At 33.0% G+C, this 21,744-nt stretch carries 18 protein-coding genes and 1 other annotated feature (1 of these 19 only partly in view); of the genes, 16 read left to right on the top strand and 2 right to left on the bottom strand.

What is annotated here, in order from left to right:
• Nucleotides 1–110, top strand: a binding site (T-box leader); it begins 78 nt to the left of the window's first position.
• 48 nt (nucleotides 111–158) lie between these two features.
• Together leuS and E2558_RS05305 are read left to right on the top strand one after the other, a co-directional pair.
• Complete coding sequence (gene leuS / locus E2558_RS05310) at nucleotides 159–2,573, top strand: leucine--tRNA ligase (protein WP_126566123.1); 2,415 nt, start codon at nucleotides 159–161, stop codon at nucleotides 2,571–2,573.
• Nucleotides 2,574–2,593: 20 nt separating this feature from the next.
• Entirely contained in the window at nucleotides 2,594–2,905 is a 312-nt protein-coding gene (locus E2558_RS05305; RefSeq protein ID WP_126566120.1) for a rhodanese-like domain-containing protein, read from the top strand.
• A gap of 124 nt (nucleotides 2,906–3,029) precedes the next feature.
• Here the strand turns inward: E2558_RS05305 and E2558_RS05300 are convergent, their stop codons facing one another.
• Nucleotides 3,030–4,298 (bottom strand): BaiN/RdsA family NAD(P)/FAD-dependent oxidoreductase, encoded by a 1,269-nt coding sequence (locus tag E2558_RS05300; RefSeq protein WP_126566118.1) that lies wholly within the window; start codon nucleotides 4,296–4,298, stop codon nucleotides 3,030–3,032.
• A gap of 310 nt (nucleotides 4,299–4,608) precedes the next feature.
• On the opposite strand from E2558_RS05300, the gene E2558_RS05295 reads away from it, so the two are divergent.
• The 8 genes from E2558_RS05295 (at nucleotide 4,609) to E2558_RS05260 (ending at nucleotide 12,860) form a co-directional block, all read left to right on the top strand.
• Nucleotides 4,609–6,246 carry a putative polysaccharide biosynthesis protein gene (locus tag E2558_RS05295; RefSeq protein ID WP_126566115.1) on the top strand — a complete coding sequence of 546 codons (1,638 nt, stop codon included), beginning with the start codon at nucleotides 4,609–4,611 and terminating at the stop codon, nucleotides 6,244–6,246.
• The gene (locus E2558_RS05290; protein ID WP_126566113.1) at nucleotides 6,243–6,935 is read left to right on the top strand and encodes a pseudouridine synthase; all 693 of its coding nucleotides are present in this window, start codon (nucleotides 6,243–6,245) and stop codon (nucleotides 6,933–6,935) included. The genes E2558_RS05295 and E2558_RS05290 overlap by 4 nt, the downstream gene beginning before the upstream one ends.
• A gap of 21 nt (nucleotides 6,936–6,956) precedes the next feature.
• Nucleotides 6,957–7,382: a YtxH domain-containing protein gene (locus E2558_RS05285; RefSeq protein WP_126566110.1), complete on the top strand. Its 426-nt coding sequence runs from the start codon at nucleotides 6,957–6,959 to the stop codon at nucleotides 7,380–7,382.
• Nucleotides 7,383–7,555: 173 nt separating this feature from the next.
• On the top strand, nucleotides 7,556–8,965 hold the full coding sequence (locus tag E2558_RS05280; protein ID WP_126566108.1) for a Cys-Gly-3M3SH dipeptidase: 1,410 nt from the start codon (nucleotides 7,556–7,558) through the stop codon (nucleotides 8,963–8,965).
• 3 nt (nucleotides 8,966–8,968) lie between these two features.
• Nucleotides 8,969–9,817 carry a D-amino-acid transaminase gene (gene dat, locus E2558_RS05275; protein WP_126566105.1) on the top strand — a complete coding sequence of 283 codons (849 nt, stop codon included), beginning with the start codon at nucleotides 8,969–8,971 and terminating at the stop codon, nucleotides 9,815–9,817.
• Nucleotides 9,818–10,421: 604 nt separating this feature from the next.
• The gene (locus tag E2558_RS05270) at nucleotides 10,422–11,213 is read left to right on the top strand and encodes a phosphotransferase family protein (RefSeq protein ID WP_126566103.1); all 792 of its coding nucleotides are present in this window, start codon (nucleotides 10,422–10,424) and stop codon (nucleotides 11,211–11,213) included.
• 13 nt (nucleotides 11,214–11,226) lie between these two features.
• On the top strand, nucleotides 11,227–11,871 hold the full coding sequence (trmB, locus tag E2558_RS05265; protein ID WP_126566100.1) for a tRNA (guanosine(46)-N7)-methyltransferase TrmB: 645 nt from the start codon (nucleotides 11,227–11,229) through the stop codon (nucleotides 11,869–11,871).
• 167 nt (nucleotides 11,872–12,038) lie between these two features.
• A complete protein-coding gene (locus tag E2558_RS05260; protein ID WP_126566098.1) occupies nucleotides 12,039–12,860 on the top strand; it encodes a YtnP family quorum-quenching lactonase in 822 nt (273 codons plus the stop codon).
• Nucleotides 12,861–12,990: 130 nt separating this feature from the next.
• Here E2558_RS05260 and E2558_RS05255 read toward each other — a convergent pair whose 3' ends face one another.
• Nucleotides 12,991–13,308: a PepSY domain-containing protein gene (locus E2558_RS05255; protein ID WP_126566095.1), complete on the bottom strand. Its 318-nt coding sequence runs from the start codon at nucleotides 13,306–13,308 to the stop codon at nucleotides 12,991–12,993.
• A gap of 85 nt (nucleotides 13,309–13,393) precedes the next feature.
• Here E2558_RS05255 and E2558_RS05250 point away from each other — a divergent pair, with 85 nt between their 5' ends.
• From E2558_RS05250 to murC, 6 genes are all read left to right on the top strand, one after another.
• A complete protein-coding gene (locus E2558_RS05250; RefSeq protein ID WP_126566093.1) occupies nucleotides 13,394–14,467 on the top strand; it encodes a M42 family metallopeptidase in 1,074 nt (357 codons plus the stop codon).
• Nucleotides 14,430–14,795 (top strand): thioredoxin family protein, encoded by a 366-nt coding sequence (locus E2558_RS05245; protein WP_371869264.1) that lies wholly within the window; start codon nucleotides 14,430–14,432, stop codon nucleotides 14,793–14,795. The genes E2558_RS05250 and E2558_RS05245 overlap by 38 nt, the downstream gene beginning before the upstream one ends.
• Nucleotides 14,796–14,930: 135 nt before the next feature.
• A complete protein-coding gene (locus E2558_RS05240; protein ID WP_126566090.1) occupies nucleotides 14,931–15,791 on the top strand; it encodes a DUF1444 domain-containing protein in 861 nt (286 codons plus the stop codon).
• Between the two features lie 12 nt (nucleotides 15,792–15,803).
• Nucleotides 15,804–16,400, top strand: a complete 597-nt coding sequence (ytpR, locus tag E2558_RS05235) for a YtpR family tRNA-binding protein (RefSeq protein ID WP_126566088.1) — start codon at nucleotides 15,804–15,806, stop codon at nucleotides 16,398–16,400.
• 20 nt (nucleotides 16,401–16,420) lie between these two features.
• Complete coding sequence (locus E2558_RS05230; protein ID WP_126566085.1) at nucleotides 16,421–20,335, top strand: DNA translocase FtsK; 3,915 nt, start codon at nucleotides 16,421–16,423, stop codon at nucleotides 20,333–20,335.
• Between the two features lie 21 nt (nucleotides 20,336–20,356).
• Nucleotides 20,357–21,670, top strand: a complete 1,314-nt coding sequence (gene murC, locus E2558_RS05225) for a UDP-N-acetylmuramate--L-alanine ligase (RefSeq protein WP_126566083.1) — start codon at nucleotides 20,357–20,359, stop codon at nucleotides 21,668–21,670.
• Nucleotides 21,671–21,744: the final 74 nt, after the last annotated feature.

Here is a 21,744-nt window from a genome sequence, read left to right as displayed (position 1 = left end):
TTAAGTGAACTTACCGTTAAATAATTAAATTTAAAACATCTCTTACTATTATAAAGTGCACATAGTTATGTGAATTAGGGTGGTACCGCGGCTTATAAGTCGTCCCTTTAAAATGTAATAGTTAGAGGTGTTTTTTATTTGTCTTAGGAGGAGAAACTTTGGGTTACAATCACAAAGAAATCGAAAAGAAATGGCAAAATTATTGGGCTGATAATAAAACTTTTAAAGCTAGTGATAATTTAGGTCAGAAGAAATTTTATGCATTAGATATGTTCCCATATCCATCAGGCGCAGGACTTCACGTAGGTCATCCAGAGGGATATACCGCAACAGACATCATTTCACGTTATAAACGTATGCAAGGCTACAATGTATTACATCCAATGGGATGGGATGCGTTTGGTCTACCAGCTGAACAATATGCTTTAGATACAGGTAATGACCCAAGAGAATTTACAAAACAAAATGTTCAAACGTTTAAACGTCAAATTCAAGAGTTAGGTTTCAGTTACGACTGGGATAGAGAAGTGAATACGACTGACCCAGAATATTATAAATGGACACAATGGATTTTCATTCAACTTTATAATAAAGGTCTAGCTTATGTAGATGAAGTAGCAGTTAACTGGTGTCCAGCTTTAGGTACTGTTCTATCAAATGAAGAAGTTGTTGATGGTGTATCTGAACGTGGTGGACATCCAGTATACCGTCGTCCAATGAAACAATGGGTATTAAAAATTACTGAATATGCTGACCGTTTATTAGAAGACTTAAATGAATTAGACTGGCCTGAATCTATTAAAGATATGCAACGTAACTGGATTGGTCGTTCTGAAGGGGCTCGTGTTTCGTTTGAAGTTGAAGATAATGATGCTTCAATCGATGTCTTCACAACACGTCCAGATACGATCTACGGTACTACATTCTTAGTGTTAAGTCCTGAACACGCGTTAGTAAATGACATTACTTCAGAAGATAAAAAAGAAGAAGTTAAACGTTATCAAGAAGAAGCTTCTAAAAAATCTGACTTAGAACGTACGGACTTAGCAAAAGATAAATCAGGTGTATTTACAGGAGCTTATGCAATTAATCCTTTATCAGGTGAGAAATTACCAATTTGGATTGCTGATTACGTATTATCAAGTTATGGCACAGGTGCAGTAATGGCGGTACCAGCACATGACGAACGTGACCACGAATTTGCTGTTAAATTTGACTTACCAATCATCGAAGTCATTGAAGGTGGCGACGTTCAAAAAGAAGCTTACACTGGCGTAGGAGCACATGTTAACTCTGGTGACTTAGATGGATTAGATAACGAAGCGGCTATCAAAAAAGCAATTGAATTACTTGAAGCTAAAGGCGCTGGAGAAAAGAAAGTTAATTATAAATTAAGAGACTGGTTATTCAGTAGACAACGTTATTGGGGTGAACCTATTCCGATTATTCATTGGGAAGATGGTTCAATGACAACTGTTCCAGAAGATGAACTACCATTGTTACTTCCAGAAACAGACGAAATTAAACCATCAGGTACAGGTGAATCTCCATTAGCTAATATCGATGAGTTTGTAAATGTAGTAGATGAAAAAACAGGTATGAAAGGCCGTCGTGAAACAAATACAATGCCACAATGGGCAGGTAGTTGCTGGTACTATTTACGTTACATCGACCCTCATAATGATAAAATGTTAGCTGACCCTGAAAAACTAAAACATTGGTTACCAGTTGATTTATACATCGGCGGGGTAGAACATGCAGTGCTTCACTTATTATATGCTCGTTTCTGGCATAAAGTGTTATATGATTTAGGCGTTGTACCAACTAAAGAACCTTTCCAAAAATTATTTAACCAAGGTATGATTCTTGGGGAAGGTAATGAAAAAATGAGTAAATCTAAAGGTAATGTAGTTAACCCTGATGATATCGTAGCCTCACATGGTGCTGACACATTACGTCTTTATGAAATGTTCATGGGACCTTTAGATGCTGCTATTGCGTGGAGTGAAAATGGATTAGATGGATCTAGACGTTTCTTAGATAGAGTATGGCGATTATTTATCAATGAAGATGGTTCACTTTCTGATAAAATTGTAGAAAATAACGATAATTCATTAGATAAAGTTTATAACCAAACTGTTAAAAAAGTGACAGAAGACTTTAATACACTTAACTTCAATACTGCTATCAGTCAATTAATGGTATTTATTAACGATTGCTATAAAGTGAATGAAATTTACAAACCTTACGCAGAAGGATTTGTTAAAATGTTAGCTCCAATTGCTCCGCACATCGGTGAAGAGTTATGGAATCGTTTAGGTAATGCTGATACAATTACGTATCAACCATGGCCTACTTACGATGAATCATTACTTGTAGATGCAGAAGTAGAAATTGTTGTACAAGTTAACGGAAAAGTTAGAGCTAAATTAAATATCCCTAAAGATTTATCTAAAGAAGAAATGCAAGATTTAGCATTACAAGATGAAAATGTTAAACTATCAATTGAAGGTAAAGATATTAAAAAAATCATTGCTGTACCTCAAAAATTAGTTAACATTGTTGCTAAATAAATTTAAAGGAGTTTTAAAAAATGGAATCAATTAGTGTAGATCAATTAAAAGAGAAAGTATTAGATTCTAATCCAGTGAATATAGTGGATGTAAGAAATGATGAAGAAACTGCATTAGGAATTATTCCTGGAGCTACAACAATTCCAATGGATCAAATTCCTGACAACTTAAATCAATTTAATAAAGATGAAACATACTACATTATCTGTGCTGCCGGTATGCGTAGTGCTAAAGTAGTTAAATATTTAGAAGATCAAGGTATTCACGCTGTTAACGTTGAAGGCGGTATGAATGAGTGGGGTTCTGAAGGAACAGATATTCAAAGTATCTAAGTAGAATTGAAATCTTGATACAAAATATAAAGATAGCTCGAAAGATTTGAATTATTCTTTCGAGCTATCTTTTTTAGTATTAAATTAAGTAAATATTAAGATTTGATATAAAATTAGGTGAGTTTTATTGCTCTGTTTCTGGTTCGAATCGTACAGCTTCATGTCCAGCAACATGACCAGTTACTAAGGCACTCGTAATATTATATCCACCTGTATAACCATGTATATCTAGAACTTCTCCACATAAAAATAAGCCAGGTTGTAACTTAGACATCATTGTTTTCGGCCAAATTTCTTTCAAACTCACGCCACCACCTGTGACAAATGCTTTATCTATTGGCAAGGTACCGTTAACTGTAAAGGTAAAACCTTTTAAACATTCAACAAATCGAGTGAGTTGTTGATTAGATAAGTGATGATAAGTCGTTTCATCATCAATTCCTGCTTGTTCTAACATGAAGCGTAAATAGCGTTCTTCAATTAAACCTCTTAAACTATTTTTTACATATTTATCAGGCTCTTCGTTAAGTATTTTTTTGATTTTTTGTTCTAACTCATTTTTTTTAATATCTGGAAAGACATCAAGTTGCATCATAATATCTTGTTTCTTCTGATTTTTTTGCTCTTTATATACAAATTGACTACAGCGTAAGGCAGCTGGACCACTTACCCCAAAATGCGTGAATATCATATCCATCTGATGACTTATATGTTTCTTGCCGTTCTTTTTCAATACAGATAGTTCTACATCTTTAAGACTTAAACCTTTTAATTGTTTAGATTTAATAAACGGTTCCGCAGAAGTAATCGGCACTTCAGTAGGGAAGAGTTCAGTAATCGTATGGCCTAAATGTTCGGCAAATTTATAACCGTCTCCAGTTGAACCAGTTTGAGGTACACTTGTACCACCAGTTGCAATAATGACAGTTTTAGAGAAGAATTCACCATTATGAGTAGTGACTTTGAAATGATTATCCTCTGTTAATGTAATACTATTAACAATTGTTTCTTCTTTAATTTCAACGTGACGATCTTTAATGGTATTTACCAAAGTGTCAACTACATCTTGAGCTTTATTTGATACGGGGAACATACGACCGTGATCTTCTTCTTTAAGTTTAACGCCACGGCTTTCAAAAAATTCAATAATAGATTCATTGTCAAAAATTGAAAAAGGACTATAAAGAAACTTGCCGTTCCCAGGTATATTTTTTATGATTTCTGCGTAGGGAAGGCGATTGGTAACATTACAACGCCCGCCACCAGAAATTTTCAATTTGCGTCCTAAACCTTTCTTTTTCTCTAATAAAAGAATTTGGTTATTAGACTCACTAGCAGCGACTGCCGCCATTAGTCCACTTGGACCGCCACCAATAATAATCGTTTGGTACATGATTTAACCTCCATTATGACTCGTTAATATTTTATCTAGAAATATCATTTTTTACTATGGGTACAATAGAATTTACAAAAGATTGATGAGAAGTTACGCTATACAAAGCATTTGTACATTTAAATTTTATAAGTATGTTTTATTAACAAACTATTGATTATAAGAATAATTCTTGAAAACTTAAAAAGATACAGGAAACAATAAGTATTTTGTGATATATTTTATAGTAATGCAAGTCTAGAAAACATGCAGAAGTAAAAAAGTAAATCAATCAAATCTATGATTAATTTTAAAGGTAGGAAGATTAAATATGAGTGAAAATAAGGAAATGGTACGAGGCACCTTCCTAATAACCTTAAGTATTTTAATTACTAAAGTATTAGGTGTGCTTTTTGTAATTCCATTTTATGCAATCATGGGTGCGAATGCTGAAGAAAAATTAGCACCTTTCAACTATGCTTATGTTCCTTATAACATCGCTATTGCTGTGGCAACAGCTGGTGTACCTTTAGCTGCCTCTAAATTTGTAGCAAAATATAATGCACTAGGCGCCTATAGGGTAGGACAAAAGTTATACAAATCTAGCTTTATAGTAATGACGATTTCGGGAATTATAGGATTTTTAATTTTATTCTTCTTAGCTCCTGAAATTGCAAGTATTACCCTTGGTCAAAAAGAAGGGAAAATTGGTTGGACAGTAGCCGATATTACTTGGATTATACGAATTATTAGTATGGTAGTAGTATTTATTCCATTACTTGCTACGTGGCGCGGTGTCTTCCAAGGTTACGAATCAATGGGACCTACTGCTGTATCAGAAGTTACTGAACAAATCGCTAGAATTATCTTTATCTTAATTGGTAGTTATTTAGTTCTTAATGTGTTCCATGGTACATATTTACAAGCAAATGGTGTTGCGACTTTTGCTGCCGCAATTGGAGCAATCGCTGGTCTATTTACTCTATGGTACTACTGGCGTAAACGTAAACCATTTATTGAAGAAATGGTGGCTTCTGATAAAACTGGATTAGAAGTATCTTATACTAAAATGTATAAGGAAATTATTTCTTATAGTATTCCATTTGTTATCGTGAGTCTTAACTTCCCATTATTTAACTTAGTAGACCAATTCACGCATAACAATGCATTAGATGCTGCTGGAATGCATGCAAATAAAGACTATTTCTTCACAATTTTAAACTTTACGACAAATAAAATCGTAATGATACCAACATCATTAGCAGCAGGATTTGCAGTGAGTTTAATTCCTTACATTACTAAGACCTTTGCTGAAGGACGTTTAACAGAAATGCACCGTCAGATTAAAACATCGATTGGCGTGTTAATGTATATCACAGTTCCAGCAAGTTTAGGTATTATGGCATTGTCATCACCATTATACACAGTGTTTTATCAGTATAACCCTGATGGTAATAAGATTTTATTCTACTATGCGCCAGTTGCAATATTAATTTCTTTATTAAGTGTAACTGCTTCAATGTTACAAGGTATTAATAAACAGAAATTAACAGTTTTTGTTATTTTAGGTTCAGTACTTTTAAAATTAATTTTAAACTTCCCACTCATCATGTTATTCCATACTGCTGGGGCAGTGTTAAGTACAGCTATTGCATTATTAGTTGCGAATATAGCAAACTTAATGATTTTAAAAGTTTATGCAAAATATCACTTTACTGATACATTTGTTCAAGTGGCAAAAATCTTTATCTATAGCTTAATTATGATGATAGGAGTAGAGGTTGTGTACTTTATTTTAAGTCTCTTTATTCCTGTTGATCGTAAAATCGGCGCACTAATTATCTTAATTGTAGGTGTGATTGTGGGTGCATTAATTTATGGCACAATTACTATTAAAAATCGCTTAGCTGATGAGTTCTTGGGAGATTTACCTGGCAAAATTCGTCGTAAAGTTGGTTTCTTAAGATGAGATTAGATAAATTTTTAGCCAATATGGGCGTAGGTACAAGAACTGAAGTAAAACAGTTATTGAAAAAAGGAAATATAGAAGTTAATCAAAAAGTTGAAAAGTCTCCTAAAATTCAAATTAATCCTAATCAAGATGAAATTTCAGTTAATGGAGAAAAAATTGACTACATTGATAACATTTATATAATGTTAAACAAGCCTAAAGGCTATATCTCAGCAACTCACGATGATTCAGCTCAGACAGTGATAGATTTGGTACCAGAGTATCAACACCTTTCTATCTTTCCAGTAGGTAGACTTGATAAAGATACAGAAGGATTGCTTCTTATTACCAACGACGGACAATTTAATCATAATCTTATGAGTCCTGCTAAACATGTGTCTAAGACATATGAAGTAGTCTCGAAATTTCCTATTAAAGAAAGCGACATTTTAGCTTTTGAAAAGGGAATAGAATTATCCGACGGGCCAGTTAAACCAGCTCAATTAATTAAAGTTAGCGATACGACTTCACATGTAACAATTTACGAAGGAAAATATCATCAAGTAAAAAGGATGTTTCATGCCATCGAAAATGAGGTATTAGAATTAAAACGTCTTAAAATCGCTAATTTAGCGATAGATGGTAATCTTCAATCAGGAGAGTATCGATTACTAACTGATGAAGAACTACAACTTTTACAACAATAACTAAAGGAGAAGGTGTTAACTATGGCTAAAAGAGCAGGTTTATTTAGAATTCTAGCTGGAGTTGGTGCTGCAACTGCAGCAGTTGTATTATCTCGTAAAGAAAGCAGAGATAGATTAAAAGAAGAATACAGTAAATATAAACAAGATCCAGAAGGTTATAAAGAAAATGCAAAAGATTTAGCTAACCAATTTGGTGCTAAAGCAAATGAAAAAATTCAAGACGTAAGAAATAATCCTCAAGACTATGCTAATCGTTTAAAAAATGATCCTAAAGCATTTCTTGAAGAAGAAAAATCTAAATTCACAGGCCAAAATTCAAATGAAGAAGATTCTTTACAAGAAGGAAAATTTGATGATGAAGGTGGCGCAACAGTAAATAATAATTTACGTGTTGTTAGTGAAGATGATTTAAAAAATAATAAAAATGCTTTAGAAGACAAAGACTAATATAATTTTTTATAAGATGTTTTAGGAGTGAAACGATGAAATCATATTGATTTGATTTCGGAGTTTCACTCCTTTTTTATTGAATTTATAAATTTTCTGACATCTTACTGTAATTTGAAGTCAGAATTATGTAAAATAATAGGTATATCTATTGAAAAGGAAGTTGATCTCGAATGTGGAAAGAAAAAGTTCAAGAATATGAAAGTCAGATTATAGATGACTTAAAAGGTCTGCTTTCAATTGAGAGTGTTAGAGATGATGCTCAAGCTTCAACAGATGCGCCAGTTGGCCCTGGCCCTAGAAAAGCGCTTGATTACATGTATGAAATTGCTAAAAGAGACGGTTTTTCTACACACGATGTAGATCACATTGCAGGACGTATTGAAGCGGGTAATGGCGACGATGTATTAGGTATATTATGTCACGTCGATGTTGTACCTGCTGGTGATGGTTGGGATTCTAATCCTTTCGATCCTGTTGTAACTGACGATGCTATCATTGCTCGTGGTACTTTAGATGATAAAGGACCGACAATCGCAGCATACTACGCAGTTAAAATTTTAAATGAAATGAACGTGGATTGGAAAAAACGTATCCATATCATTATCGGCACTGATGAAGAATCAGACTGGAAATGTACAGAAAGATATTTCCAAACTGAAGAAATGCCAACATTAGGTTTTGCACCTGATGCAGAATTCCCTGCTATTCATGGTGAAAAAGGGATTACAACATTTGATTTAGTACAAACAAACACTGCCGATGATTCAGATGAACCAGATTACGAGTTATTATCTTTCGAATCAGGTCAACGTTATAATATGGTACCTGATTTTGCTAAAGCACGTGTCTTAGTTAAAGAGAATATGACAGACGTAGTCCAACACTTTGAACATTATTTAGACCAACATCGTTTACAAGGTGAAAGTGTTGTGGATAGTGGCGAATTAGTATTAACAGTAGAAGGTAAGGCTGTACACGGCATGGACCCTTCATTAGGTGTTAATGCAGGATTATATCTTTTAGACTTTTTATCAACGCTTAACCTTAACCAAACTGCGAAAGCGTTTGTTGAATTTAGTAATCGTTATTTACATGAATCTCACTTTGGTGAAAAAATGGGAATGAAATTCCATACTGATATTATGGGCGATGTAACTACAAATGTAGGTATCATCACTTATGATAAAGATAAAGCTGGTAGATTCGGTGTAAACTTGCGATACCCACAAGGTTTTGAATTTGAAGAAGCAATTGAACGTTTCACTAACGAAATTAAAGCACTAGGTTTTGAAGTCGAACTAGGTAAAGTTCAACAACCACATTATGTAGATAAAAATGATCCATTTGTACAAAAGCTTGTCACTGCTTACAGAAACCAAACTGGCGATATGACAGAACCTTATACAATTGGTGGAGGCACATATGCTAGAAACCTTGATAAAGGTGTAGCATTTGGCGCTATGTTCGAGGATTCAGAAGATTTAATGCATCAAAAGAATGAATATATTACTAAAAAGCAATTATTCAACGCAACAAGTATCTATTTAGAAGCAATTTATTCACTATGTGTGGAGGGATAAACTATGACAAAAGTATTTATTAACGGTGAATTTGTAAACCAAGAAGACGCTAAAGTATCATATGAAGACCGAGGCTATGTGTTTGGTGATGGTATCTATGAATATATCAGAGCTTATGATGGTAAATTATTTACAGTCGATGAACACTTTGAACGCTTTGTTAGAAGTGCTGGCGAAATTCAAATCGATTTAGGTTATTCAGTTGAAGAGCTAATTGATATTGTAAGGGAACTATTAAAGATCAATGATATTAAAAATGGTGGTATCTACATTCAAGCAACTAGAGGCGTAGCGCCACGTAATCATTCATTCCCAACGCCAGAAGTTAAACCTGTATTAATGGCTTTTGCTAAAAGTTATGACCGTCCATATGAAGACTTAGAAAGTGGTATTAATGCCGCTACAGTTGAAGATATAAGATGGTTGCGCTGTGATATCAAAAGTTTGAATTTATTAGGTAATGTTCTTGCCAAAGAATATGCTGTAAAATACAATGCCAGCGAAGCAATTCAACATAGAGGCGATACTGTCACTGAAGGTGCTTCAAGTAACGTCTATGCAATAAAAGATGGCGCGATTTACACTCATCCCGTTAATAATTACATTTTGAATGGTATAACCCGCAGAGTTATTAAATGGATCGCTGAAGATTACGATATTCCATTTAAAGAGGAAACTTTTACAGTTGATTTCTTGAAAAATGCAGACGAAGTCATTGTATCAAGTACATCAGCTGAAGTGACACCAGTCGTAAAAATTGATGGCGAAACAGTTGGCGATGGTAAAGTAGGACCTGTCACTCGTAAATTACAAGAAGGGTTCAATAAGTATATTGAATCTAAAAGTAAGTAGTAGATAGCTTATATTGAACCTAAATTTTGTGAAAATATGAAACAAGCCTGTTACATTTTTAAATGTGACAGGCTTGTTTGAGTTCTTGGTATTGGATAACTAAATACAAATGCGTTAATATTAAACATTGTTGAATACTAGTGACATTTTTGAGCAGTAGCTTATTATAGAGTCTTTTAAACTGAATGTCTACGACCTATAAAAGTTAGAGCAGGACGATGAAATAATTTTAGTCCAACTTTAGCTTTATATTATTTACATAAAAATTATTCAGCTATTGGCCTTAAATTATGTTATAATATGACTTAAAGATTAATCGAAATTGAGCTTTAATTTAACTAGTAAAATGTATCTTTTTGTTTCTCATTTTCAGTTGAAAAAGCAAGCTAAAAATTATAAAATCTTCAGTGAGTGATTAAAGAAATAGAAAGTTTATTAAACCATTTTTACATAATAAACTAAATGAATAGTTGAAAATAATAAAGTTCAAAATATAAATAAATAATCGTGAAAATCCAGTTTACGATTATAATAAATTAGAATATATGGCTCTTGAAAACTATATTTCTCGAGCCATTTTCTAATTGAAAGTGAGGTGAACGAGTTGGAGCAATTTTATCAGTTAGGATGGACGCTTGATTCAGCAGGTGGTGCATCGGGCGAAGCATATATGGCTGAACAAGATGGTCAAAAATTATTCTTAAAACGTAATTCAAATCCATTTATTGCAGCCTTATCAGCAGAAGGCATTGTACCGAAATTAGTTTGGACAAAGCGTATTGAGACAGGTGAAGTCGTTACTGCACAACATTGGAAGAATGGTCGTGAATTAGAACCTTCTGAAATGTATCAAACGCGAGTAGCGGAACTATTGAAAAAAATACATGGTTCAAAGCCATTATTAAATATGCTCAAACGCATGGAAATGGAACCTATTACGCCGACAATTATGCTAAATAAAATTAATGCTTCATTATCAAGAGAAGTATTAACCCATCATGTTGTTCGTAAAGCCCTTACTTATTTAGAAGAGCACATTCCTAACTTAGATTCTCGTTTCTTCACGGTTGTTCATGGCGATGTTAATCATAATAATTGGTTATTATCTGATCGTGATGAATTATTTTTAGTAGACTGGGAAGGGGCTATGATAGCAGATCCCGCTATCGACATTGGTATGTTGCTTTACAACTACGTTCCTGAACATAAATGGTCTCAATGGTTTAAAACCTATGGAGTAGAAGAAAACATTGATTTAAATAAGCGTATGAAATGGTACACTGTGATTCAATCTATTGGTATGGTGCAATGGTATGAAGAACAGAAAAGATTCAAAGATATGAATACTTGGTTAAAATTTTTAAATGAAGTTATGAATAGTAACTTATTTATATAAGGAGATTTCTTGTATGAGAGTTCGTTATAAACCATGGGCGGAAGATTATTTAAAAGAACATCCAGATTTAGTAGATATGGATGGCGCACATGCAGGCAAAATGACTGATTGGTTTGATAAAACTCAACCTATTTACATTGAAATTGGTTCAGGTATGGGTCAATTTATTACTACATTGGCAGCAAAACATCCAGAGATTAACTTTGTGTCAATGGAACGTGAAAAAAGTGTAATGTATAAAGTGTTAGATAAAGTTAAAGAACTTGAACTCACCAATTTAAAAATGATTTGTAATGATGCAATCGAGTTGAATGAATACTTTAAAGATGGTGAAGTATCTCGCATATATCTAAATTTTTCAGATCCTTGGCCTAAGAAACGACATGCGAAAAGAAGACTCACTTATCATACTTTTTTAGCATTGTATGAACAAATTCTTAAAGATGACGGTGAAATTCATTTCAAAACAGATAATCGTGGATTGTTTGCGTTTAGTTTAGAAAGCATGTCTCAGTATGGTATGTATTTCACTAAATTGAACTTAAATCTTCATGAGGAAGATAATGAGGATAATATCCTTACTGAATATGAGAAGAAATTCTCTGATAAAGGCTCACGTATTTATCGTATGGAAGCTAAATTTCATAAAAATAAATAATACACTTAACGTATCGCGCGATTATTATAATTGTGCGATATTTTTGTGTTCAATGATTGAAATGGCGTTGAAAAGGTTAAACATATAAATAAAAATAGATGTTTAATAATGCTTTTTACAAAAGGTATAAGTATTTTATTTTCAAAAAAGAGAAGGGGAAATGAAATATGAAAATAGGGAAATTCGAAGTTAATGCTTTGAATGGTGGCACAACTAAAATGGACGGAGGCGCTATATTTGGCGTTGTACCGAAACCATTATGGTCCAAAAAGTATGATGTTAATGATAAGAATCAAGTACCTAATCTCACTTATCCTATATTAATAGAAACTGGTGATAAAAATATTCTAGTGGATACTGGAATAGGTAATGGTAAATTAAATGATAAGCAACTCAGAAATTATGCGGTTGATTATGAAAGTAAAATAGAAGAGGAACTCAAACGTCATGGGTTAAGTGTGGATGATATTGATATCGTATTAATGACGCATATGCACTTTGATCATGCTACTGGTCTAACTGACGTTGAAGGGAAGGCCATCTTCAAAAACGCACTACATTATATCCAACAGGATGAGTGGCACGAGTTTATCAGTCCAAATATTCGTAGCCAGGCCACATATTGGAAGAAAAATCGTGGCACTTATGAAGAGAATATGTTGCTATTTGATAAAGAAATCGAGGTATATCCTGGCGTTAAAATGAAGCATACCGGTGGACATAGTTATGGTCAATCCATTGTGATGATTGAAAGTGATGAAGATAAAGCTGTGCATATGTCAGACATCTTTCCAACACATGCGCATAACAATCCATTATGGGTATGTGCATATGATGATTATCCGATGCAATCTATTCGTGAAAAAGAGAGATTAATTCCTTACTTTATAAGAAATGATTATTGGTTTTTATATTATCATGATAATAAATATTTCGCTGTAAAATATGAAAATGATGGAAAAACAATAAAAGAGAAAATTGAAAGATAAAATAGAGTAAAAGATGGGATATCAGAAGGTTAAATAAGAAGTATTAAATCAATGCTCGTATAAAAATTAAGTAGCATAGACCTCTCTATATAAAGGGGAACTATGCTACTTATTTTATATATGCAGTTATCTACAACTCTTCGATAGTTAATATTTCACCAGTGTAAGCATCTGCATAGAAGATATATTCTATAATTTTATTGTGCTTATCTTGAGTGATTCCGCCTTGATAAATTAAACGATTAGGATACTTATCATTGTCTACATATGCCTCATGAAGAATGTAGGAGCCTCTTATATTCATGAAATAAGATTTAGCTTCGTCTAACACTTTATTTGGCTGTTTGACTTTTTTATTGTCAAGAAGATAATAAAACAAAATTGCTGTAGAAACGCCAACTGTTAGTACTACAGGAATTGTGATGAATTTAATTGTTTGACGTGTCATAACCTCTTACCTCTCTTAATGAATTCGTATCATTAGTTTACCATATTCAAAATGATATAATACATTTGAGGAGCGTGTTATTTAAATGCAAAACGACAAAACATTGAAAAGAATTCAAACATTAACTGAACTGCATGGCGCGCCAGGCTTTGAAGACAACGTGCGTGCATATATGAAACAAGAAATGAAATCATATGTAGATGAATTTATAACTAATCATATGGGTGGTTTCTATGGCGTAAAGAAATCTAAAAAAGAAAATGCTAAACGTGTGATGATTGCTGCTCACATGGATGAGATTGGCTTTATGATTACGAATATTACTTCTAATGGAATGATTCAATTTACAAATCTTGGGGGCGTGGCAAATGATATATGGCAAGGTCAACGCTTACAAGTTAAAAATAGAGATGGCGAACACGTTATTGGGGTAGTTTCAAACATCCCAAAACATTTTAGAACAGGTAACGAAGCGGTGCCTGAGATTAAAGATTTAATGTTAGATATTGGTTCAGAAAGTGCAGAGGAAGTACGTGAGCGTGGAATTGAAATAGGGGACACGATTGTACCTTATACTCCTTTCACTCAATTATCAGAGCATCGATTTAGTGCGAAAGCATGGGATAATCGATATGGTTGTGTCATTGCTATTGAGATATTAGAATTGTTAAAAGATGTCGAGTTGGATGTTGATTTATATGTTGGTGCCAATGTCCAAGAAGAAGTAGGTTTAAGAGGAGCGAAAGCAGCGACAGAAATGATTCAACCTGATATCGCATTTGTAGTAGATTGTTCTCCGGCGAACGATATTAAAGGAGTACAACAGTTATCTGGAGAATTAGGCGGAGGTACACTCATCCGTATTAAAGATGGTACGATGATTCTTCAGCCTAACTTTAAAAACTATTTATTAGATTTAACTAAAGAACATAATATTAAGCATCAATATTATATTTCGCCAGGCGGCACTGATGGGGGAGAAATCCACAAAGCAAATCAAGGTGTGCCAACTGCTGTAATAGGCGTATGTGCAAGGTATATTCATAGCACTGATGCTGTATTTGATATTAGAGATTATTATGCGGCACGTGAATTATTGCAATACGCTATTTTAAATTTAGATGATCAAACAATTAAACAATTACAATATCAAGACTAATATTAGGAGAGATAAAATGATTAAATTAGAATCTGAACAACAATTTAATGAATTAAAACAAGAAAATACTGTATTTGAATTTACTGCAGGATGGTGTCCAGACTGTCGAGTGATTGAACCAGATTTACCAAAACTAGAAGAAAAATATAAAGATTTTAAATTCGTATCAGTAGATAGAGACGAATTTATCGATTTAGCTATTGAAAATGATATTATGGGTATTCCAAGCTTTTTAGTCTTTAAACAAGGTGAATTAGTAGGTAGCTATATTGGAAAAGAACGTAAATCAATTGAACAAATTGACGAATTTTTAAATCAGTACAAGTAATATTTTATAATAATGATTTTGTACCTCATTTTAAGTAGAAAAATAGAATTCTATTTAAGTAATACTTTGATTTCTCTGTAATTAGGTACTTATTTATTGTAAAATATTATAAGGTGCGAAATAGGAGTGTTAAAAATGAATGTCTTTCAAATGAGAGATAAAATTAAACAACGTTTAAGTAGCTTAGATGTCGATTTTAAGTTCGACCGCGAAGAAGAAACGTTACGTATTTATAGACAAGACAATCATAAAGGCGTCACAATCAAATTAAATGCGATTGTTGCCAAGTATGAAGAACAAAAAGAAAAAATAGTGGATGAAATTGTTTATTATGTCGAAGAAGCAATTGCTCAAATGAATGATGATAGTCTAAATAAAATGCAAGATATCCAAATTATGCCTGTTATTCGTTCAGCAAGTTTTGATAAAAAAACTAAAGAAGGTCATCCATTTATTATTGAAAAGCATACTGCAGAAACTAACATTTACTACGCACTGGATTTAGGTAAATCTTACCGTTTGATTGACGAAAGTATGCTTAAACAATTAGGTATAACTGAACAACAAGTTAAAGAAATGTCTTTATTTAATATTCGTAAATTACAGAATAAATATAAAACTGACGAAGTAAAAGGAAATATTTTTTATTTCGTGAATTCTAATGATGGATATGATGCAAGTCGTATTCTAAATACTAAATTTTTAGATGAGATTTATAGTCAGTGCGAAGGCGAAATGTTAGTAGCCGTTCCGCATCAAGATGTATTAATTATCGCAGATATTCGTAATAAAACAGGTTATGATGTGATGGCACATTTAACTATGGAATTTTTCACTAAAGGATTAGTTCCTATTACATCATTATCTTTTGGTTATGAAAAAGGACATTTTGAACCTATATTTATTCTAGGTAAAAATAATAAACAGAAACGCGATCCTAATGTTATTCAGCGTTTGGAAGCGAATCGTAAAAAGTTTAATAATAAAGATAAATAGAGGAGAGTTACAATGAATTTATTTTATAATAATGCAGGGGTAGGGGACGTAGCATTCCTACAAATCGAACCTACAAATGGTCCGTTCGAATATGATAAACAAAATGATATCGTTGTTATCAAAGACGGAGATAAAGTAGTTGGATTTAATATTTTTGGATTCTCTAACTACTTCAAAATTCAAGAAAATGGTCATATCAAATTAACGCCAGAATTGGTTGACGCATTGCAACAAGCAATCGATAAATCTAGTATAGATTACAAATTAGATGCAGATTTATCACCTAAATTTGTCGTAGGATATGTTGAAACTAAAGATAAACATCCTAATGCAGATAAATTAAGTATTTTAAAAGTTAACGTAGGTAATGAAAACTTGCAAATTGTGTGTGGTGCACCAAATGTTGAAGCCGGACAAAAAGTAGTTGTTGCTAAAGTAGGTGCTGTTATGCCAAGTGGTATGGTTATTAAAGACGCTGAATTACGTGGTGTTGCTTCAAGTGGTATGGTTTGTTCCATGAAAGAATTAAACTTGCCAAATGCGCCTCAAGAAAAAGGTATCATGGTACTATCTGACGATTATCAAGTCGGTCAAGCATTTTTTGATTAAAAAAGGAAGGATGTGAGTGTATGAGTTGGTTTGATGAATTATTTGGCAATGATAATAATTCGAATGAAGAATTATTAAGACGTAAAAACAAACGTCGTCAGGACTCAAAAACACAAATGAATGATGATAATGCATTACTTCCTGAAAATGATGATATTTATGACCGACCAAAAGGTAAATTTCGTTTCCCAATAGACGTTGGTAGAGATACGGATGAGGCTGAAGATGCTATTTATCAAGAGAATAGCAATGAAGATGAAACCTATCATAACGATACTTCATACAATAACGAAGATTTATACGACTACGGTTCATATCATTATGACGACTTTAATCAAGCTTCTGAACAAACTCAAGCTTATGATAGCGCTCAAGATACGAGAAGACGTCGTAGAAGAAAATATACCAATCATGATGACACTGGTATCCCTTCAATTAAAGAAAGACCTTCACATAGACGTGAAAATGTTTCTACTCAGTCAAGTTCTAATCACGTAAATTCACAAAGAAGTAAATACTCTACTTCTCAACGAAATTTTAATGATTATGAGCGTGTGAAATTGCAATCAGAGCGTTTTAAATCAAGTTATAATACGCGTCCTCATTCTACATATCATAAGTCGAGCTTTAAAACTTCTGAAGTTCCTTCTGCTATTTTTGGTACTAAAAAACGTCGTCCTATAAGAAATGGCGTGATACCGCCTGCCAAAGATTCAGAGGATAATAAAGCAGATTCAACTAAAGGTTATGCTAATACGGCAGAACGTGTTACTCATAATGAAGAAAAACCTGCAGAAACATTTTCAAAAAATAATAATATTAGTGTGTCAAAAGATGAAGATAAACATTCTTCAGTGAATGAAGTGTCTGATAATGCAATAGATAATACAGAAACTAACGAGACTCTCTCTTCAAATGAAAAAACACCTAATTATTCTCAAAGAGATAATACAATTAATATTGAAAATATCTATGCTTCACAAATTGTTGAAGAAATTAGAAAAGAAAGAGAACGTAAAGCGCAACAAAAACGTAAGTTTAAAGAAGCTTTACAAAATAAGCGTCAGCAAGCAAATAATGAAGATGATGATATTCAAAAAGCAATTGACGAAATGTATGCGCAACAAGCTAAGCAATATACAGGAGAAAGTTCACTTGACGATGAATCATTCGGTAAAAAGACAGATCAATCATCTACAACAAATGAGAATGATACAGACAATGTAATTGAAGCGAAACCTCATGATATTACTCAGGCGTCTCGTGAATCACAATCAACAAATGTAAACACTGATGATATAGAGCAACAACAAGTTGAGGACTTAAATGAAGCATCACCGTATAATTATGAAGAAATTGATTTAAATCAAGTGCCGAGCGTTCAACAAGTGAAAGATGAAGATGTGAAGGTTGAAAATGCTCAAGAAGATAAAAAGCAATTTGAATCAGAAGATTCTTCAGTACAACACTTAGATGACACTACTCAACTAATTTCTAATCAAGAATCAACATTAGTTGATAAAGATAGTGAAGGACAAATTGAGGATGTTTCAAATGAACACACCAAGGTTCATGACAATAACGAAGATGATGCACCTTATAATTCAAGTAAAAGTGATGAGACGACTATAGATGAAGCGAATTATCGCGAACTTGATAAAGCTCAAGATGGCTCTTATAAAGCGCAAGAGGAAGATAATTCAGCTGAAGAATCATCAAACAGTACTTTATCTCAAGATGATTCGACCATGAATGAAAATCAATCAAATTCATCTCAAACTCAACATGAAACTAATGATTTTGTTCAAAATGCAGTAGAGTCAGAAACGGAATATGCAACAAAACCTCATGAAGATACAGACAAAAAAGAAAATGAGATGAGAAATTCATACAATGATTATTCAGCTGACAATTCTCAAGCTAAAACACATGATTTAGAAGGAAATAATTCTTCTAATATTGATGATACTGTAACTAACAAAGCAACAACAGATGAGCATCATAACAACAATGAAAATCAGCTTGAGCAACCTAAAAAATCGCTTAAACAATCAATTAAGCCAGGTAGCAAACCATTTAATGTAGTTATGACGCCGTCTGATAAAAAGCGTATGATGGATGCATTTAAAAAGAAATCACGTAAAGTAGCAGTGCCTGAATTGAAACCAGAAACGAAAGTTAAAAAAGAAGATAATGACAACTCTTCTACACTGGTAAATAATGGCAGAAAAGTAGAAACGTCTATCTCTAATGGTAAACAAGTTGCTAACCAACAAACTAATTCTGAAGCAGATCATTCAAATCATAGTAAACTAAACCAGTCTGAGAACTCATCTAATGATACGCAGGAAGTAATTAGTGACCGTAATAACGACAACACTGCTGAAAAGTCATTATCAACAGAAATTGTTACTAAACAAGAAACAAAAGCTCCAATAGAAAGCAATTCAGTACCTTCAAATGAAGCTAGTGGTGCAACTAAAGAAGGTAATCAAGCAAACAATGCTGAAACTGAAGTGTCTAAACCTGCGATTCGAAAAGGGCCAAACATTAAATTACCAAGCTTAGATTTACTTGAGAACCCTGAAACTCATGAAATTGATGAAGCTTGGATTGAAGAGAAAAAGCAAGAGTTAAATGATGCATTCTATTATTTTAATGTGCCTGCTGAAGTTCAAAATGTTACTGAAGGTCCAAGTGTTACTCGATTTGAATTAGCAGTTGAAAAAGGGGTTAAAGTTTCAAGAATTACAGCACTGCAGGATGATATAAAAATGGCGCTAGCTGCAAAAGATATTAGAATTGAAGCGCCAATTCCTGGAACAAGTTTAGTCGGTATTGAGGTTCCTAACCAAAATCCAACTAAAGTTAACTTAAAATCCATTTTAGAAACAGATAAATTTAAAAATGCTGAATCTAAATTAACTGTAGCAATGGGTAATCGTATTAATAATGATCCATTGCTTATGGATATTGCTAAGACGCCTCATGCACTTATTGCAGGTGCGACAGGTTCTGGTAAGTCTGTTTGTATCAATAGTATCTTAATGTCATTACTCTATAAGAATCACCCTGAAGAATTAAGATTATTATTAATTGATCCGAAAATGGTTGAATTGGCTCCATACAATGATTTACCACATCTCGTGTCACCAGTTATTACAGATGTAAAAGCAGCCACTCAAAGTTTAAAATGGGCTGTAGAGGAAATGGAACGCCGTTATAAATTATTTGCGCAATACCATGTGAGAAATATTACTGCTTTCAATAAAAAAGCGTCATATGAGCAAAGAATGCCAAAAATTGTTATTGTTATTGATGAGTTAGCTGATTTAATGATGATGGCTCCACAAGAAGTGGAACAATCTATCGCAAGAATTGCTCAGAAAGCACGTGCATGTGGAATCCATATGCTTGTCGCAACTCAAAGACCATCAGTAAATGTCATTACAGGATTAATTAAAGCTAACATTCCTACACGTATTGCGTTTATGGTGTCATCAAGCGTAGATTCACGTACTATTTTAGATAGTGGTGGCGCAGAACGATTATTAGGTTATGGCGATATGCTTTACTTAGGCAGCGGTATGAATAAACCTATACGTGTACAAGGTACATTTGTGTCAGATGATGAAATCGATGAAGTCGTTGATTTCATTAAAGCGCAAAGAGAGCCCAATTATTTATTTGAAGAAAAAGAATTACTGAAAAAGAATCAAACACAAGCTCAAGATGAACTATTTGATGATGTATGTGAATTTATGGTTAAAGAAGGACATATTTCTACTTCTTCAATTCAAAGACATTTTCAAATTGGATACAATCGTGCAGCTAGAATCGTAGACCAATTAGAACAGTTAAATTATATTTCTGGCGCTAATGGTTCGAAACCAAGAGATGTATATATAACAGAAGAAGATTTAAAGAAAGATTAATTTAAAAGGAGTTTTATGGTTATGACGCATTATCATTTTGTTGGTATTAAAGGCTCAGGAATGAGCTCTTTAGCACAAATCATGCATGATTTAGGACATGAAGTGCAAGGCTCAGATATTGAAAATTATGTATTTACAGAAGTAGCATTAAAAAATAAAGGAATTAAAATTCTTCCTTTTAGTGCTGATAACATTAAAGAAGGCATGGTAGTAATACAAGGTAATGCGTTTCCAGATACACATGAAGAAATCGTTAAAGCCCATGATTTAAAATTAGATGTTATTAAATATCATGACTTTTTAGGTCAAGTGATTAGTCAATATACATCTGTAGCTGTAACTGGAGCACACGGTAAAACATCTACTACAGGTTTATTGTCTCATGTTATGAATGGTGACAAAAAGACATCATTCTTAATTGGTGATGGTACTGGTATGGGATTACCGGCAAGTGATTATTTTGCATTTGAAGCATGTGAATACCGTCGCCACTTCTTAAGTTACCACCCGGATTATGCTATTATGACTAATATTGATTTTGATCATCCAGACTATTTTAAAGATATAGATGATGTAGCTGATGCTTTCCAAAACATGGCACATAATGTCAAAAAAGCCATTATTGCTTGGGGAGACGATGAACATTTAAGAAAATTAGAAGCGGATGTTCCAATTTATTATTATGGTTTAAGTAAAAACGATGACGTTTATGCAGATAATATTCAAATTACTGATAAAGGAACGCAATTTGATGTTTATATCAATGGTGAATATTATGATCAATTCTTAACGCCTCAATATGGTGACCATAACATCCAAAATGCACTCTCAGTTATCACTATTAGTTATTTAGAAAAAATGAACGTAAATAATATTAAAGAGGCTTTAGAAACATTTGGTGGTGTAAAACGTCGCTTTAATGAAACAAATGTTGCTAAACAAGTATTAGTAGACGATTATGCTCACCATCCTAGAGAAATTAGTGCTACAATTGAAACAGCACGAAAAAAATATCCTAACAAAGAAATCGTAGCAGTATTTCAGCCTCACACATTTTCTAGAACACAAGCTTTCTTAAATGAATTCGCTGAATCCTTAAGCAAAGCTGATCATGTATTTTTATGTGAAATATTTGGTTCTATTCGAGAAAATACTGGAGAATTAACTATCCAAGATTTAATAAACCGTATTGACGGATCTGCATTAATCGATGAAAATAATATTGACGTATTAAAAGAATTTAAAGATGCAGTTATTTTATTCATGGGCGCAGGGGACATTCAAAAACTTCAACGCGCTTATGAAGAAAAAATTGGCATTACAAATGAATTTTAATATGTTTATATATAATTATGTTGGGTATTAATAATTAATGACTTTTATTTTAAAAGTAATTAGGAGGCGTTTTT

It is taken from the genome of Staphylococcus pragensis (assembly GCF_004785665.1).
GTDB lineage: Bacteria > Bacillota > Bacilli > Staphylococcales > Staphylococcaceae > Staphylococcus > Staphylococcus pragensis.
This window is presented reverse-complemented; position numbering and strand designations above follow the sequence as displayed.

Excerpts from the sequence above, each read along its gene's own strand:
- E2558_RS05290 (WP_126566113.1), top strand. The coding sequence starts at position 6,243 with ATGAGATTAGATAAATTTTTAGCCAATATGGGCGTAGGTACAAGAACT.
- dat (WP_126566105.1), top strand. The coding sequence starts at position 8,969 with ATGACAAAAGTATTTATTAACGGTGAATTTGTAAACCAAGAAGACGCT.
- E2558_RS05250 (WP_126566093.1), top strand. The coding sequence starts at position 13,394 with ATGCAAAACGACAAAACATTGAAAAGAATTCAAACATTAACTGAACTG.
- E2558_RS05260 (WP_126566098.1), top strand. The coding sequence starts at position 12,039 with ATGAAAATAGGGAAATTCGAAGTTAATGCTTTGAATGGTGGCACAACT.
- E2558_RS05305 (WP_126566120.1), top strand. The coding sequence starts at position 2,594 with ATGGAATCAATTAGTGTAGATCAATTAAAAGAGAAAGTATTAGATTCT.
- E2558_RS05295 (WP_126566115.1), top strand. The coding sequence starts at position 4,609 with ATGAGTGAAAATAAGGAAATGGTACGAGGCACCTTCCTAATAACCTTA.
- E2558_RS05230 (WP_126566085.1), top strand. The coding sequence starts at position 16,421 with ATGAGTTGGTTTGATGAATTATTTGGCAATGATAATAATTCGAATGAA.
- murC (WP_126566083.1), top strand. The coding sequence starts at position 20,357 with ATGACGCATTATCATTTTGTTGGTATTAAAGGCTCAGGAATGAGCTCT.
- E2558_RS05300 (WP_126566118.1), bottom strand. The coding sequence starts at position 4,298 with ATGTACCAAACGATTATTATTGGTGGCGGTCCAAGTGGACTAATGGCG.
- E2558_RS05245 (WP_371869264.1), top strand. The coding sequence starts at position 14,430 with ATGATCAAACAATTAAACAATTACAATATCAAGACTAATATTAGGAGA.
- E2558_RS05240 (WP_126566090.1), top strand. The coding sequence starts at position 14,931 with ATGAATGTCTTTCAAATGAGAGATAAAATTAAACAACGTTTAAGTAGC.
- trmB (WP_126566100.1), top strand. The coding sequence starts at position 11,227 with ATGAGAGTTCGTTATAAACCATGGGCGGAAGATTATTTAAAAGAACAT.
- E2558_RS05280 (WP_126566108.1), top strand. The coding sequence starts at position 7,556 with ATGTGGAAAGAAAAAGTTCAAGAATATGAAAGTCAGATTATAGATGAC.
- E2558_RS05255 (WP_126566095.1), bottom strand. The coding sequence starts at position 13,308 with ATGACACGTCAAACAATTAAATTCATCACAATTCCTGTAGTACTAACA.
- ytpR (WP_126566088.1), top strand. The coding sequence starts at position 15,804 with ATGAATTTATTTTATAATAATGCAGGGGTAGGGGACGTAGCATTCCTA.
- E2558_RS05285 (WP_126566110.1), top strand. The coding sequence starts at position 6,957 with ATGGCTAAAAGAGCAGGTTTATTTAGAATTCTAGCTGGAGTTGGTGCT.